13 protein-coding genes are annotated in these 15418 nt (G+C 66.0%); 2 read left to right on the top strand and 11 right to left on the bottom strand.

Annotated elements, in window-relative coordinates; all coding sequences use genetic code 11:
* The 6 genes from GPA27_RS04045 to GPA27_RS04020 form a co-directional block, all read right to left on the bottom strand.
* On the bottom strand, positions 1 to 1020 hold the full coding sequence (locus GPA27_RS04045) for a WD40/YVTN/BNR-like repeat-containing protein (protein WP_169138053.1): 1020 nt from the start codon (positions 1018 to 1020) through the stop codon (positions 1 to 3).
* Positions 1021 to 1213: 193 nt separating this feature from the next.
* Complete coding sequence (locus GPA27_RS04040; protein ID WP_050417506.1) at positions 1214 to 1720, bottom strand: acetone carboxylase subunit gamma; 507 nt, start codon at positions 1718 to 1720, stop codon at positions 1214 to 1216.
* 23 nt (positions 1721 to 1743) lie between these two features.
* A complete protein-coding gene (locus GPA27_RS04035) occupies positions 1744 to 4068 on the bottom strand; it encodes a hydantoinase B/oxoprolinase family protein (RefSeq protein ID WP_169138051.1) in 2325 nt (774 codons plus the stop codon).
* 13 nt (positions 4069 to 4081) lie between these two features.
* Positions 4082 to 6235: a hydantoinase/oxoprolinase family protein gene (locus GPA27_RS04030; protein WP_169138049.1), complete on the bottom strand. Its 2154-nt coding sequence runs from the start codon at positions 6233 to 6235 to the stop codon at positions 4082 to 4084.
* Between the two features lie 443 nt (positions 6236 to 6678).
* Positions 6679 to 7173 (bottom strand): single-stranded DNA-binding protein, encoded by a 495-nt coding sequence (ssb, locus tag GPA27_RS04025; protein WP_169138047.1) that lies wholly within the window; start codon positions 7171 to 7173, stop codon positions 6679 to 6681.
* Positions 7174 to 7197: 24 nt separating this feature from the next.
* Positions 7198 to 8382: an MFS transporter gene (locus GPA27_RS04020; protein WP_169138045.1), complete on the bottom strand. Its 1185-nt coding sequence runs from the start codon at positions 8380 to 8382 to the stop codon at positions 7198 to 7200.
* Between the two features lie 134 nt (positions 8383 to 8516).
* Between GPA27_RS04020 and uvrA the strand changes: the two genes are divergently transcribed.
* Positions 8517 to 11351: an excinuclease ABC subunit UvrA gene (gene uvrA, locus GPA27_RS04015; protein ID WP_169138043.1), complete on the top strand. Its 2835-nt coding sequence runs from the start codon at positions 8517 to 8519 to the stop codon at positions 11349 to 11351.
* A 112-nt stretch (positions 11352 to 11463) separates the two neighbouring features.
* Complete coding sequence (locus tag GPA27_RS04010; protein ID WP_169138041.1) at positions 11464 to 11763, top strand: hypothetical protein; 300 nt, start codon at positions 11464 to 11466, stop codon at positions 11761 to 11763.
* Between the two features lie 40 nt (positions 11764 to 11803).
* Here the strand turns inward: GPA27_RS04010 and galE are convergent, their stop codons facing one another.
* The 5 genes from galE to rpsK form a co-directional block, all read right to left on the bottom strand.
* Entirely contained in the window at positions 11804 to 12823 is a 1020-nt protein-coding gene (galE, locus tag GPA27_RS04005; protein WP_169138039.1) for a UDP-glucose 4-epimerase GalE, read from the bottom strand.
* A 104-nt stretch (positions 12824 to 12927) separates the two neighbouring features.
* The gene (rplQ, locus tag GPA27_RS04000) at positions 12928 to 13332 is read right to left on the bottom strand and encodes a 50S ribosomal protein L17 (RefSeq protein ID WP_050417513.1); all 405 of its coding nucleotides are present in this window, start codon (positions 13330 to 13332) and stop codon (positions 12928 to 12930) included.
* Positions 13333 to 13359: 27 nt separating this feature from the next.
* Positions 13360 to 14340: a DNA-directed RNA polymerase subunit alpha gene (locus tag GPA27_RS03995; protein ID WP_169138037.1), complete on the bottom strand. Its 981-nt coding sequence runs from the start codon at positions 14338 to 14340 to the stop codon at positions 13360 to 13362.
* Between the two features lie 39 nt (positions 14341 to 14379).
* Entirely contained in the window at positions 14380 to 15009 is a 630-nt protein-coding gene (gene rpsD / locus GPA27_RS03990) for a 30S ribosomal protein S4 (protein WP_076603159.1), read from the bottom strand.
* A gap of 14 nt (positions 15010 to 15023) precedes the next feature.
* Entirely contained in the window at positions 15024 to 15413 is a 390-nt protein-coding gene (gene rpsK, locus GPA27_RS03985) for a 30S ribosomal protein S11 (protein ID WP_011237995.1), read from the bottom strand.
* Positions 15414 to 15418: the final 5 nt, after the last annotated feature.

Genomic DNA, 15418 nt, shown 5'->3' with positions numbered 1-15418 from the left:
TCACATGCGCTGGTGGCCGGCGACGCGCAGCGCGCCGTCGTCGAGCACGGCGAGATTGCTGCCGGCGAGGAAATAGCGCGAACCGGCGCGTGCGACCTGGGTGCGCCACGACACGTCGCCTTCCGCGACGCGGCCGAGCTGCCACTGACCGGCATCGGCCTGGGCGGTCGCCATCACGCCCTTGTCGCCCACCGCCAGCCAGCGCCCCTCGTCCCACATCACGCTGTAGAAGTGCTCACGCGTGAAGGCCGGCACCTGCTGCCACGACGCACCGCCGTCCGCCGTCACGAGCAGCGCGCCCGCCAGGCCGACGGCGACGCCATGCTGCGCATCGCGGAAGGCCACGCCCATCAGGCTGACCTTGTTCGGCGTGGCGACCGGATCCCAGTTCGCGCCGCCGTCGCTGCTCTTCATCAGCGCGCCGAACTCGCCCACCAGCCAACCTGCATCGCCGACGAAGGCGATGTCGTTCCACGCCCGGTCCTTCTCGGGCAGCGCGCGCGCCCAGGTCACGCCGCGGTCGTCCGAGCGCAGCAGCGCGCCGAATTCACCGACCGCCCAGGCCGTGCCGTTGGCGATGCGCACCCGGAAGAGCTTGTTCGGATTGCTGCTGGCGGGGATCTCCGCGCGCGTCCAGGCGCGCCCCGCATCGCCGGTCACGACGACCACGCCGTCGTTGCCGACCGCGATCGCCGCCTGCTCGTCCCACGCCGCGATGCCCTGCAGATTGACGTCGGTGCCGGAGGCCTGGCGCACCCACGACTGGCCGCCGTCCTCGCTGCGCACGATCTTGCCGCCGGAGCCGACCGCCCACACCACGCGCTCGTCGGGGGCAGCGACCGCGTAGAAGCTGTCGCGCCGCTCGATCGCCGGCGGCTCGACCTTCTGCACGACCGCCTCGGCCTTCACGAACAGGCCGGCGTACAGCAGCCCGCCGACGATCACCAGCGGCGCGGACGACGTCATCAACGTGACGACGCCGCGGGCGCCGCCTCCATATTTCCTCAATCGACGCAGCATCACTCTCTCCTCCACGCCGGGGCACGGCGCGTGACTTTCGTTTTTTTGCGCAGCCGAGGCCCTGCAGGGCTCGCGCCCCACATGGGTGTCGGTTGATGCGGGATTTCGATCGGGCCCGCGGAGGGCCCCGGCCGGCGCCCCGCGAAGGAGGCGCCGGCCCGCAGGCGCCGGGCTAGCGCCCGGCGAGGACGGCTCAGGCCGCCTTTTCAGGGATCGGCATGCCGACCCATTCCTTGTAGAACGCCTCGATGTCCGGCTCGAAGTCGTGGATCACCGGATACCACGGGGTCGGCGCCTCGACGTCGTGCATCGTGCCGCAGGTCGGGCAGTAGTACTCGCGGTACACCTGCCACTGGGTATCCGGCGCCATCAGCTTGGGATACACCTCGGTCATCGCCTCCTCGGTGTCGCGCACGTAGATCGCCGCGTTCAACTTCCAGTTCTCGCGGTAATCGCCGAACTCGTGGCCGCAGTCGCACATCGTGACCCACTGCTTGGTCTTCGCCGACTGCACGATGTAGAGGTGGGGCCCGAGCGGCAGCACGATCTTGTCCGGGAACGTGACCTTGGCCTGCAGCGCCTTCAGGTACTGCTCGAAGCGGCTGTTGTCCTTGGGCATCGACAGCATGCGGAAGGTGGTTTCCCAGTCGAGCGAGCCTTCGACGAGGTGGGCGACCTGTTCATTGGTGTAGGTAGACATTTTCCAACTCCTCGATTCGATGATTACTCTTCGACCTGGACGACGGTGGTGACGTCCGGCAGCAGCGACAGGTCCATGCGGTGCTTGGAGCCGTAGGTCGGCACGCCGAGCTCGGTCTCCAGCAGCTGCCAGCTTTCCGGCAAGCTCCAGAAGGCCTTGAACTCCTTCGTGAACTTCTCCGACAGCGAGAAGCTCGTCGCGAACATGTGCTGCACCTGCACGGCCGCGTGCTTGTTGATGATCCGTTCGCGCTCCTCCTTCATCCACTCGCGCGTCGGCAGGGCGCGGGCGAGCCGCTCCTTGCGCATCTCGGCACGCCGCGCCGCGGTCTTCGCGACATCCACCGCGAACACACCCTTCGCGTCCTGCGTGAACACCGCGCCATAGACCTTCTGCGCGTATTCCGGCAGCAGGAACTTCTGGTTCAGGTCGTTCTCGATCGCCTTCGGCTCGCGATCGATCGGGTCGCCGAAGCCGGGGCCGCCGCGCAGGTAGTTCAGGTACAGGTCGTGGTTGTCGTAGCAGTCCTCGGTGGTCATGCACTGCTTGTCGCGCTTGACCACGGCGGTCGCGTCAATGTGGCGCTCGTAGTCGGGACGCGTCGGGTCGAGGTCACCGCCCAGGGGCAGCGAGTCGCCGATCGCGATGCGTTGCTCCAGACCCGTCTTGTGCGCCTCGAAGCGATAGCCGGTCGCCGACGGGTAGCCGCCCATCATTCCCCAGTCGCTGTTCATGAAGCCGTTGCCCATGAAGAACATCGTCCAGTCCTGGGCGTTCCACACCATGCGCAGCGTCTCGAAGCCGCAGCCGCCGCGATACTTGCCGTAGCCGCCGGAGTTGGCCTTGACGTTGCGCCCGAGATACAGGAGCGGCTCGGCCATCTCCCAGATCTCGATGTCGCCCATGTCGCCTTCCGGGTTCCAGATCGCCGCGGCGTGGTTCAGGCCGTCCTTCACCGCGCACGCACCGGTACCGCAGCTCGAGGCTTCGAAGCTGTTGACGGCGTGGATCTCGCCGTCCTGGTTGATGCCGCCGCCCTGCAGCCAGTTGGAGGTGTTGGCGTTGCCGGCGTTCACCTCTTCCAGATAGCCGCGGCTGAAGTAGGACTGCGAAAGGCCGCGCCACAGCGCCGCCCAGCCGGAGACGAGGAAGTGCCAGGCGTAGGCGTGACCGGTGCGGCGGTCGTCCGGGTTGCACCACGTCCCCTTGGGCAGGCGGAACTCGGTGGCGTAGTAGGCGCCGTCGTTGATGCGCTGCGTCGGCACCAGGGTCTGGCACATCATCACCCAGATGCCGGACGTGAAGGCCACCTGGTGGGCGTTGAAGGTGTGCCAGCCCCAGCGGCTCGCGCCCTCGAAGTCCAGCCTCCACTTCCCATCCGGCTTGATCGTCATCTCGCACGGCGAGTGCATGATCGAGTCGAGCTTGGCGAAGGCGTTGGAGACCTGCACGTCCTCGTGCTTGTACGGCACATCGACGAAGGACACCTTGCGGTACTTGCCCGGCAGCGTCATCGCCTTGATGCGGCTCATCAGGCCGCGGCGGCCCTCCTCGATGACCTCGAAGGCGAACTTCTCGTACGCCTCGATGCCGTCGGCGCGGATCACCTCCTCGACCAGCTCGCGGATCATGTGGCAGCCGGCGATGCGGGTCTTCTCGTCGAGGATCCAGTACTTCGGCGTGCGCACCGAGCGCTGCGACTCGTGCAGCCAGTCGCGCAGCGGCTCGTCGTTCACCCCGGTCTTGCGGCAGGTGATCATGTAGCCGTCGCCGAAGCGCTGCGTCTGGCCGGTCGACATCGAGCCCGGCGTCACCGCGCCGGTGTCGATCACGTGCGTGACGCCGCCCACCCAGCCGATCAGCCGCCCTTCCCAGAAGATCGGCACGATCGTCGCGATGTCGCACGGGTGCACGTTGCCGATCGCGCAGTCGTTGGTCGTGAACATGTCACCGGGATTGATGCCGGGGTTGCCTTCCCAATTGTTCTCGATCATGTACTTGATCGCCGCGCCCATCGTGCCGACGTGGATGATGATGCCGGTCGAGGTCAGCACGCAGTCGCCCGCGGCGTTGTACAGCGTGAAGCACAGCTCGCCTTCCTGCTCCACGATCGGGCTGGCGGCGATCTTCTTGGCGGTCTCGCGGGCATGCACCAGGCCGCCGCGCAGCTTGGAGAACAGCTTCTCGTAGCCGATCGGGTCGCTGTCGCGGAATTCGAGCTTCTCCTGGCCGTTGTAGTAACCGCTGGCCTTGGTGCGCTCGATGATGCCGTCGCGGAACTGCTTCAGCGTCTGGCCGTTCTTCAGCAGGTCGGCGAAGCCGAGTTCCTTGTTTGTCATCATGTTCATGGCGGTCTCCTCGTTACTTCACTTCTTTGAGATGGAACAGGCGATGCTTGTCGACCGTGGTCTCGAAGCCGTCAGGCACGACGAAGGTCGTGGCGTCCGATTCGATGATCGCGGGCCCGACGATGTGGTTGCCGGCCTTGAGCGATTCCATCTTCCACAGCGCGGCCTCGACCCACCTCTTGTGGCGGTAGAACGGACGGGTGCCGAGATAAGCCTCCTTCGGCGGCGTCGGGCCGCAGTCGACGTCTTCCGGCAGCACCGGCTTCTGCGTCACCACCATGCCGCGCAGGATCGCGCCGGTGACCGAGAAGCCCAGTTCCGGCGAACGCGCCGAGTTCGCATAGACGCGGCCGTAGGTGTTCTCGAAGGCGTCGATGATCTGGTCCCAGTCCGCCGCGGTCGCCGCGGTGGACACCGGCGACACGATCTCGAGGTCGTTGAGCTGGCCCATGTACTGCATCTTGTAGCCGGGGATCAGCAGCACGTCTTCCGGCTTGTAGCCGTTGATGACGAACTCGTCGATGACCTTCACCGCCAGCTCTTCCCACGCTTCCTGCAGGCTCGCGCAGGCCGCCGCCTTGTCCGCGTCGGCCGCGAACTGGGCGACGCCGAGGTCCACCGACTTGTCGTAGCGATACTCGAAGTCGGCGCACGCGCAGCCGAAGGCCGAGAAGCCGGCCGCCCACGCGGGCACGACGACATCCTTGAAGCCGACGCCTTCCGTGTAGCCGTAGGTATGCACCGGCCCCGCGCCGCCGTACGAGAAGCACGTGAACTCCGCCGGGTTGTAGCCCTTCGCGCTGATGTTGGCGCGCAGGTACTCGGACAGCGTCAGATCCAGCAGCTCGATCACGCCGGCCGCCGCATCCTCGACCGACAGCCCCAGCGGATCGGCGATCTGCGCCTTGATGTGGTCGCGTGCACGCTGCACGTCGAGCTTGATCGCGCCGCCAAGGAAGTTGTCCGGGTTGAGGTAACCCAGCACGACGTGGCAGTCGGACACCGACACCGTATCCAGTCCGCTTTCCGGCCAGCAGGTGCCGACGCGGTAGCCGGCGCTGTCGGGCCCGAGCTTGATCGACTTGCTGTACGGATCGAGGCGCACGAAGCTGCCCGCGCCCGCACCGACCGAGTCCATCGCCACCAGCGGCAGCGACAGCACCAGCCGCGCCATGTCCGGGTCCGACTTGATCGCGAAGCTGCCCTTGGTGATCAGCGCCACGTCGAACGAGGTGCCGCCGATGTCCGAGCACGCGATGTTCTCGTCACCCAGGTACTCGCCCAGCAGTTTCGAACCGATCACGCCGCCGATCGGGCCGGAAACGATGGTGCGCGCGAGCTCCTTCGCCTTCCACGAGATCGTGCCGCCATGCGTCGCCATCACGCGCAGGTCGAACTTCGCGCCATGCTTCTTGAAGCGGTCGCTGACCTTCTTCAGCGTCTGGCGCGACGGCTCGGCGCCGTAGGCCTCGAGGATCGTCGTATTCATGCGGTGGCTTTCCTTGCGCGACGGGTAGTAATCCACCGACGCGAACACCGGAATATCCACCTTCAGCTTCTGCAGCTCGTCCTTGACGAGGTCACGCGCCCGCTGCTCGCTCGTTTCATTCTTGTGCGACTGAAGAAGGCAGATCACGATCGCCTGCGAGCCGGCTTCGACCAGTTCGCGGGTCGCCTGACGCACCTCGTCCTCGCGCAGCGGAATCACGATCCTGCCCTGCACGTCGGTGCGCTCGGCGACGCCGCGGGTGCGCGACACCGGCACCAGCGGCTCGTCGTAGCGGTGGGTGTTGAGGTGGATGCGGTCTTCCAGCGCGTAGCCGAGGTAGCTCTGCAGCGCGCGCCCCATCGAATGGATCTGCTCGAAACCGCGGTTGCAGATCAGGCCCACGTCGAGGCCCTTGCGCATCAGGATGCGGTTCAGCATCGCGGTGCCGGAATACACACAGGTGACGAGTTCGGGATACACGTCGTCGACCTCGCGGCCCCAGTGGGCCAGCGCGTCCTGCGACGAGTTGAAGATCGCCAGCGATTCGTCCCCGGGGTTGCTCTGAGCCTTGCCGACGACGAAACGACCGTCGGCGCGCACGAAGAAGGTATCGGTCATCGTGCCGCCGGCGTCGATGCCCATCACCTGTACTTGTGATGCTGCCTGTTGGACTTCCATGTTTGTCTCCATCATCTCCTGGATTGTCGAGTCGCCGATGCTGCCGGCCCCCGCAAGACCTGTTGCAGCGGACGTGCCAGATTCCGGCCGCTGCAACGCAGCAGACCGATGAACCCGGAAATGACGGAGAAGCGCCGCGCGCCTCATGCACCGCAACAAGAAGCGCTGCGCGCGGCGTACGACCTGAAAATGGATGATCGTCCGGAAGTCGAACGGACGCGCCGGTCACCGCTCAGGGCGTCCGGACGATGCGAACCGGAAGAAACGGGACAAACGGGAGGAGGCAGAAACCGTCCGTGTCAGCACGGCCGGCATGGAGCGCACCGCGAGGGCGCGCAACCGGGCGGGGCACGGAGCCCCACGTGCCGTTGCGTACGGCACAAACGAAAATGCGAAGCCATGAGGCTTCGCATTCGTTGTCTACAACGGAGAAGATTTCTTCGTCAGAACGGGATGTCGTCGTCGAAGTCCCCGAACCCGCCGCCACCGCCCGACTGGCTCGGCGACTTCTGCGCCGGCGCCTGCTGCGGGGCCTGGCGCGCGGGCGCCGCAGCCGGGGCATCGTAGCCACCGCCCATCGGCGCATCGCCACCGCCGCCGCCCTGACGCGAACCCAGCATCTTCATCTCGTCGCCGCGGATCTCGGTCGTATAGCGATCCTGGCCGTCCTTGTCCTGCCACTTGCGCGTCTGCAGACGCCCTTCGACGTAGATCTGGCTGCCCTTGCGCAGGTACTGCGCAGCGATCTCGGCCAGACGGCCGAAGAACACCACGCGGTGCCACTCGGTCGCTTCCTTGCGCTCGCCGGTCGCCTTGTCCTTCCACGTCTCGGTGGTCGCCACGGTGATGTTGCAGATCGCGTCGCCGCTCGGCGCATAGCGGGTTTCCGGATCGCGGCCCAGATTGCCGATCAGGATGACTTTGTTCAACGAAGCCATGAGGTTCTCCTCGGATGTTTCAGGTTAGTGCGCCGCCGACGCCGGCGTCACGCGGCGGGCGGGCGGATTCATAGAGGCTGCCAGCAGCAGCCAGATCATGGCGAGCACGCCGCACACGAGATTCACGGCGCCGCTGCCGAAGTGTTCGGCCAGCCAGCCCCCCAGCATGCCGCCGAGGAACAGTCCGGCCGACTGCAGCGTGTTGTACAGGCCGAGCGCCGTGCCTTTCGCATGCGCCGGCGCCACCTTCGAGATCCACGACGGCAGGATCGCCTCGAGCACGTTGAAGGCGACAAAGAACAGCGTCAGCCACAGGCCCAGCGTCACGACGCTCTCGCCGAAAACGAAGAGCCCCGCCTGTACGACCACCAGCAACGCGACCGCAGCGCCGAACACCCGCTTCATGCGATTGTGCCGCTCTGCCGCGATCACCGCCGGCACCATCACCGCGAACGACAGCACGACCGCGGGCAGGTAGACCTTCCAGTGCTCGGGCAGCGGCAGGTTCGCCCCGCTCACCAGCGCAGCCGGCACCATCACCCACATCGCCGTCTGGATCAGGTGCAGCACGAACACGCCGACGTTCAGGCGCATCAGCTGGCCGTCGCGGAACACCTCGCCGAACAGCCCGGTCGGTGCGCGCGGCACCGGCGGCGCAGCCGGCACGACGTACAGCACCACGCCGATCGCCGCCGCCGCGAGCACGGCCGTCAGCCAGAAGATCCCGCTCATGCCGATCGCATCATACAGGAGCGGCGCCGCCACCATCGACAGCGCGAACACCAGCCCGATGCTCGAACCGATCATCGCCATCACCTTGGTGCGATGCTGGTCGCGCGTCAGGTCCGCCGCGAGCGCCGTCACCGCCGCCGAGATCGCCCCCGCGCCCTGCAGCGCGCGCCCCGCGATCACCGTCCCGATGTCGCTGGCCAGCGCCGCCACGGCGCTCCCGATCACGAACACCACCAATCCGAACACGATCACCGGCTTGCGCCCGAAACGATCCGACGCCGCCCCGTAGGCCATCTGCAGGAAGGCCTGCGTCAGCCCGTAGGCACCGATTGCCAGCCCCACCAGGGTCAGGTTGTCACCCCCGGGGAGCGTGTGCGCGTGCACGGCGAACACCGGCAGGATCAGGAACAATCCGAGCATGCGCAGCGCGAAGATCGCGGCAAGGCTCGCGCCCGCCCGGCGTTCTGCGGGGGTCATCGGATCGTGCTCGGGTCGGGCCATCGGTCTCGGGGCTGGAACAAAACGGCGATTCTAGCACCCGCGGCGCGCCGGTTTGGCTTGCGTCGGCGTTCTCTCGTATAGTGGCACGTTACCCTTCGTCAGCCCGCCCCATGGACGAAATCCGCATTCGCGGCGCCCGCACCCACAATCTCAAGAACGTCAGCCTCGAGTTGCCGCGCAACCGGCTCACCGTGATCACCGGCCTGTCCGGCTCCGGCAAGTCATCGCTGGCCTTCGACACGCTCTACGCGGAAGGCCAGCGGCGCTACGTCGAATCGCTGTCGGCGTATGCGCGCCAGTTCCTGCAGCTGATGGAAAAGCCCGACGTCGACCTCATCGAGGGCCTGTCACCGGCGATCTCGATCGAACAGAAAGCCACCAGCCACAACCCGCGCTCGACGGTCGGCACGATCACCGAAATCCACGACTACCTGCGCCTGCTCTATGCGCGCGCCGGCACCCCGCATTGCCCCGACCACCCCGAACGCCCGCTCGAGGCGCAGACCGTCTCGCAGATGGTGGACCACGTCCTCGCGCTGCCGGAAGACACGCGCCTGATGATCCTCGCGCCCGTCGTCGCCCACCGCAAGGGCGAACAGAGCGACCTCTTCTCCGACCTGCGCGCGCAGGGCTTCGTGCGCGTGCGCGTCGATGGCCGGATCGCGGAGCTCGACGCGATGCCCGCGCTCGAGAAGGGCCGCCGCCACACCGTCGAAGTCGTCATCGACCGCCTCAAGGTGCGCGCCGACCAGCGCGGCCGCATCGCCGAATCCTTCGAGACGGCGCTGACCCACGCCGACGGCCGCGCCGTCGCGGTCGAGATGGACACCGGCACCGAACACCTCTTCTCCGCCCGCTTCGCCTGTCCCGTCTGCAGCTACGCGCTCGCCGAGCTCGAACCGCGCCTGTTCTCGTTCAACAATCCGGCCGGCGCCTGCCCCAAATGCGACGGCCTCGGCCAGGTCGAATTCTTCGACCCCACACGCGTCGTCGCCCACCCGGAACTCTCGCTCGCCGCCGGCGCGATCCGCGGCTGGGACCGGCGCAACCAGTTCTACTTCCAGATGCTCGCGAGCCTCGCCGACCACTACGGCTTCGACATTGATACCTCGTTCGGCGAATTGCCCGACGAGGTCCGCGAGGTCGTCCTGCACGGCTCCGGCCGCCACAAGATTGCCTTCCGCTACCTCTCCGACGGCGGACGCATGGTCGCCAAGGAACACCCCTTCGAAGGCATCATCCCCAACCTCGAGCGCCGCTTCCGCGAGACCGACTCCACCGCCGTGCGCGAGGAACTCACCAAGCTGCGGGCGACCCAGGCCTGCCCGAGCTGCCGCGGTACCCGCCTGCGCACCGAGGCACGCAACGTCCTCATCGGCGACCGCTCGCTGCACGAAGTCAGCCGCATGCCGCTGGGCGAATGCAAGGCCTTCTTCGACGGCCTCGCCCTCACCGGCCACCGCGGCCTGGTCGCGGCCAAGATCGTCAAGGAAATCTCCGACCGCCTGAGCTTCCTGATCAACGTCGGCCTCGACTACCTCTCGCTTGACCGCTCCGCCGACACCCTCTCGGGCGGCGAAGCGCAGCGCATCCGCCTTGCCAGCCAGATCGGCTCCGGCCTCACCGGCGTCATGTACGTCCTCGACGAACCCTCCATCGGCCTGCACCAGCGCGACAACGACCGCCTCCTCGGCACGCTGCGCCAGCTGCGCGACCTCGGCAACACCGTGATTGTCGTCGAGCACGACGAAGACGCGATCCGCTGTGCCGACTACGTCGTGGACATGGGCCCCGGCGCGGGCGTGCACGGCGGAGAAATCGTCGCGCGCGGCACCCCCGCCGACATCGTCGCCAGCGAGGCGTCGCTCACCGGCGCCTACCTCGCCGGCCGCTACACCATTCCCGTGCCGACGCGACGCTCCGCGCCGGACCCGGAGCGCCACCTGCACCTCGAAGGCTGCACCGGCAACAATCTCAAGAACGTCGAACTCACGCTCCCCGTCGGCCTCCTCACCTGCATCACCGGCGTATCAGGCTCGGGCAAGTCGACGCTCATCAACGACACGCTGTACGCCCTCGCCGCCAAACACCTCTACGGCTCTACGACCGAGCCCGCCCCGTTCGCGGCCGTGCACGGCCTTGACCACTTCGACAAGGTCATCAACGTCGACCAGAGCCCCATCGGCCGCACCCCGCGCTCCAACCCCGCGACCTACACCGGGATGCTGACGCCGGTGCGCGAACTCTTCGCCGGCGTCCCCGATGCGCGTGCGCGCGGCTACGGCCCCGGTCGCTTCTCCTTCAACGTCAAGGGCGGCCGCTGCGAAGCCTGTCAGGGCGACGGCATGATCAAGGTGGAAATGCACTTCCTGCCCGACATGTACGTCCCCTGCGACGTGTGCCACGGCAAGCGCTATAACCGCGAAACGCTGGAAATCCGCTACAAGGGCAGAACCATCTACGAAGTCCTCGACATGACCGTCGAGAACGCCCTCGAATTCTTCCGCGCCGTCCCCGCCGTCGCACGCAAGCTCGAAACCCTGATGGACGTCGGCCTCGGCTATATCCGCCTCGGCCAGAGCGCAACCACGCTCTCCGGCGGCGAAGCCCAGCGCGTGAAGCTCGCGCTGGAGCTGTCCAAACGCGACACCGGCCGCACCCTCTACATCCTCGACGAACCCACTACCGGCCTGCACTTCCGCGACATCGAGCTCCTGCTCGGCGTACTCCACCGCCTGCGCGACCACGGCAACACCATCGTCGTCATCGAGCACAACCTCGACGTCATCAAGACTGCCGACTGGCTCATCGACCTCGGCCCCGAGGGCGGCGACCGCGGCGGCCGCATCCTGTGCAGCGGCCCACCCGAACTCATCGCCGCGCATCCCGACAGCCACACCGGCCGCTACCTGAAACGCATGCTCACGCCGGCCACGAGCGGGTAATGCAGGAAAATGCAGGCAATCGCGCTTACAATTTGAAGCGGACCACCTTCGAGTATTCCGGACAATACGGCGGCCAGCGCACAGCACCGCCAACAGAATTCAGGAGAACCTCATGCCCGAAGTCCCGAGCGACGTCCAGAGCGTCTTCCTCGACCGCATCGAGCGTCGCGTCAAGATCCTCAAGACCCTGCTGGATGCCGGCCTGGGCGTGTATCAGGCCACCGAGGAACTGCAGCGCAAACGTGCGATCGAGCAGGTCGTGCGCATGACGGCCCGCTCGAGCGAGCTGCCCCAGCTCAGACCCGAAACCCTCGCGAAGGCCTATGAAATTGTCGCGGGCCACCTGGACGCAATGCAGAAGGTCCTTCCGCACGACGTCCAGTACCGCAACCGCGTGCGCAAGTCGTGGTGACTGCCAGCTGCGCCCCGCCTGCGGCGCGCAGCCGAAGCCATCAATCCGGATAACCGTCCGGGTTCTGCGACTGCCACCGCCACGCATCGCGGCACATCACATCCAGATCGAACCGCGGCTGCCACCCCAGCACCTTGTGCGCCAGACCCGCGTCCGCCCAGCACGCCGCCACGTCACCGGGCCGGCGCGCAACGATACGGTACGGCACCTCCCGCCCCGAGGCGCGCTCGAACGCCCGGGCGACGTCCAGCACGCTGTACCCGCGCCCGGTTCCGAGATTCACACACGTCACGCCCGGCAGGTCGTCCATGCGCTCGACTGCTGCAACGTGCCCGGCGGCGAGATCCACCACATGGATATAGTCCCGGACCCCCGTCCCGTCCGGAGTCGCATAATCCCCGCCGAACACCTGCAGCTCCTTCAGTCTCCCGACCGCCACCTGGCTCACGTACGGCATGAGATTGTTCGGGATCCCGTTCGGATCCTCGCCGATCAATCCGCTGGCATGCGCCCCGACCGGATTGAAATAGCGCAGCAAGGCGACATTCCAGCGCGCATCGGCTGCAACGAGGTCACGCAGCACCTCCTCGCACATCAGCTTCGTACGCCCGTACGGATTCGTCGCCGCAGTCGGAAAATTCTCGCGGATCGGCACACTCGCCGGATCACCGTACACCGTCGCCGACGAACTGAACACCATCCGCCGCACGTCGGCCCCGTCCATCGCCTTGAGGAGCGAAAATAGCCCGCCAAGGTTGTTCTCGTAATACGCCAGCGGCTGCGCCACGGACTCGCCCACCGCCTTCAGCGCCGCGAAGTGGATCACCGCATCGACGCGATGATCGGCAAACACCTCCATCAACTTCGACACATCGCGTACGTCGGCCCGATAGAAGCGGCGCAGCTTTCTGCCGGCAATCTCCTCGACCCGTTCGAGCGCCGCCGGTTTGCTGTTGCACAGATTATCCACCACGACGACATCGTGCCCCGCTTCCAGCAGGGCCACGCAGTTATGCGAACCGATGTATCCCGCCCCGCCCGTCACGAGTACCGTACTCAAGACCCCACCTCCGTATCAAGCTTCAATCGAGCTCGCCCCAAGCGCAAAAAAAATGGGCCGTAAAACGGCCCATTTTCCATGACACGCGATCGCGAAGCGATTTCTTACGCAGCGGCAGCTTCCTGCACGTCTGCTGCGACCTCGCCCTCGGCCGGACGATCCAGCAGCTCGACCAGCGCCATCGGCGCGTTGTCGCCGTCGCGGAAACCGAACTTCAGGATACGCAGGTAGCCGCCATTACGGGCAGCGAAGCGCGGGCCCAGCTCGTCGAACAGTTTGACGACCATGTCGCGGTCGCGCAGGCGGTTGAACGCCAGGCGACGGTTCGAGAGGCTGGGCTTCTTGCCCAGGGTGATCAGCGGCTCGACCACACGGCGCAATTCCTTGGCCTTGGGCAGGGTCGTCTTGATCACTTCGTGACGCAGCAGCGAATTGGCCATGTTGCGGAACATCGCCTGACGATGCGCGCTGGTACGGTTAAGCTTGCGAAGACCGTTGCGGTGACGCATTTTTATTCCTCACTCAACTGCGCCGACTCAACCGAGCTTCTCGAGCCCGGCCGGCGGCCAGTTTTCCAGTTTCATGCCGAGCGTAAGCCCACGCGAGGCCAACACTTCCTTGATTTCGTTCAGCGACTTGCGGCCGAGGTTCGGGGTCTTCAGCAGCTCGGTTTCCGTACGCTGGATCAGATCGCCGATGTAGTAAATGTTCTCGGCCTTCAGGCAGTTGGCCGAGCGCACGGTCAGCTCGAGGTCATCGACCGGACGCAGCAGCACCGGATCGATCACCTGCGTTGCGGTCACTTCCGCGACCGGCGCCGTACCTTCCAGATCCGCGAACACCGACAGCTGATCCATCAGCACGCGCGCGGCGTAACGGATAGCCTCTTCGGGGTCGACCGCACCGTTGGTCTCGATATCGATCACCAGGCGATCTAGGTCGGTACGCTGCTCGACACGAGCACTCTCGACCAGGTAGCTCACCCGGCGAACCGGGCTGAACGACGCGTCCAGCACGACATGACCGATGCTCTTGCTCTCGCCGGCGACCGGCCGCACGTTGCCCGGCACGTAACCGCGACCTTCCTCGACCTTGATCTGCATGTCGAGCTTGCCGCCCGGTGCCAGATGCGCAATAACATGATCGGGGTTGATGATCTCGACGTCGTGGCCGGCCTCGATGTCGCGCGCGGTGACAACTCCGTCGCCCGATTTCGACAGACGCAGCGTTGCCTCACCGCGGTTGTGCAGCTTCAGCACCACGCCCTTCAGGTTCAGCAACAGGTCGACGATGTCCTCGCGCACCCCGTCCAGAGTCGAGTACTCGTGCAGCACGCCCTCAATCGAGACTTCCGTCGGCGCATAGCCCGGCAGCGAGGAAAGGAGGATGCGCCGCAGCGCATTCCCCAGGGTATGACCGAAACCACGCTCGAACGGCTCCATCGTCACGCGCGCCTGGACGGGCGACACGGACTGGACGTCGATGATGCGGGGTTTCAGCAGTGAATTGCTTTGCATCAGCAGTTCCTCGGATCTTTGAGTCTTCAGGCGAGCCCGTTAGCGGGAGTACAGTTCGACGACGAGACCTTCGTTGATCGTCGGCGGCAGCTCGGAACGCTGCGGGTACGCCTTGAACACGCCCTTGCCGGCCTTGGCATCGACTTCCAGCCACTCCGGGAAACCACGCGCGGCAGCGGCTTCGAGCGCGGCCTTGACGCGGAGCTGGCCGCGCGCACCCTCGGTGAGCTCGACCGTCTCACCCGGACGCACGACATACGACGGGATGTTGACGCGCTTGCCATTCACGAGAATGCCGTTGTGACGGACCAGCTGACGGGCCTCGGCACGCGAGCCGCCAAAACCCATGCGGTAGACCACCGAATCAAGGCGACCTTCCAGCAGTTGCAGCAGGTTCTCGCCGGTCTGGCCGCGACGGCGGTCAGCTTCGGCGTACACCTTGCGGAACTGCGCCTCGAGGACGCCATACAGACGGCGGATCTTCTGCTTTTCACGCAGCTGAACGCCATAGCCGGACAGACGCTGTCCAGAACGCTGGCCATGCTGGCCAGGAGCATACGAGCGGCGCTCGATCGCGCACTTGTCGGTGAAGCACTTCTCGGCCTTCAGGAACAGCTTCTCGCCTTCGCGACGGCACTGACGGCACTTGGGATCCAGATTACGAGCCACGTTTCAACTCCTTGTCAGATACGACGCTTTTTCGGCGGACGGCAGCCGTTATGCGGAATCGGCGTGATGTCGGTAATGCTGGAGATCTTCATACCCAGCGCGTTCAGGGCGCGAACAGCGGATTCGCGGCCCGGACCGGGCCCCTTGATACGCACTTCCAGGTTCTTCACGCCGCATTCCTGCGCGGCCTTGCCAGCGGCTTCGGCGGCAACCTGGGCGGCAAACGGCGTGCTCTTGCGCGAACCCTTGAAGCCCGCGCCGCCCGACGTTGCCCACGACAGGGCGTTGCCCTGACGATCGGTAATCGTGATGATCGTGTTATTGAAGCTCGCATGAACGTGCGCGATACCCTCGGCAACGTTCTTTTTAACTTTCTTGCGAACTTTCGCAGCAGTTTTAGCCATTATCA

Source organism: Aromatoleum toluolicum (genome assembly GCF_012911005.2).
Lineage (GTDB): Bacteria > Pseudomonadota > Gammaproteobacteria > Burkholderiales > Rhodocyclaceae > Aromatoleum > Aromatoleum toluolicum.
Note: the sequence above shows the minus strand (reverse complement) of the source record. Positions and strands in the feature narration are given on the sequence as shown.

What these genes read in the sequence shown, in the direction of transcription:
- ssb (WP_169138047.1), bottom strand. Translation starts at nt 7,173, where the DNA reads ATGGCTTCGTTGAACAAAGTCATCCTGATCGGCAATCTGGGCCGCGAT.
- rplQ (WP_050417513.1), bottom strand. Translation starts at nt 13,332, where the DNA reads ATGCGTCACCGCAACGGTCTTCGCAAGCTTAACCGTACCAGCGCGCAT.
- uvrA (WP_169138043.1), top strand. Translation starts at nt 8,517, where the DNA reads ATGGACGAAATCCGCATTCGCGGCGCCCGCACCCACAATCTCAAGAAC.
- rpsK (WP_011237995.1), bottom strand. Translation starts at nt 15,413, where the DNA reads ATGGCTAAAACTGCTGCGAAAGTTCGCAAGAAAGTTAAAAAGAACGTT.
- GPA27_RS04010 (WP_169138041.1), top strand. Translation starts at nt 11,464, where the DNA reads ATGCCCGAAGTCCCGAGCGACGTCCAGAGCGTCTTCCTCGACCGCATC.
- GPA27_RS04045 (WP_169138053.1), bottom strand. Translation starts at nt 1,020, where the DNA reads ATGCTGCGTCGATTGAGGAAATATGGAGGCGGCGCCCGCGGCGTCGTC.
- GPA27_RS03995 (WP_169138037.1), bottom strand. Translation starts at nt 14,340, where the DNA reads ATGCAAAGCAATTCACTGCTGAAACCCCGCATCATCGACGTCCAGTCC.
- GPA27_RS04030 (WP_169138049.1), bottom strand. Translation starts at nt 6,235, where the DNA reads ATGGAAGTCCAACAGGCAGCATCACAAGTACAGGTGATGGGCATCGAC.
- GPA27_RS04020 (WP_169138045.1), bottom strand. Translation starts at nt 8,382, where the DNA reads ATGACCCCCGCAGAACGCCGGGCGGGCGCGAGCCTTGCCGCGATCTTC.
- GPA27_RS04040 (WP_050417506.1), bottom strand. Translation starts at nt 1,720, where the DNA reads ATGTCTACCTACACCAATGAACAGGTCGCCCACCTCGTCGAAGGCTCG.
- GPA27_RS04035 (WP_169138051.1), bottom strand. Translation starts at nt 4,068, where the DNA reads ATGAACATGATGACAAACAAGGAACTCGGCTTCGCCGACCTGCTGAAG.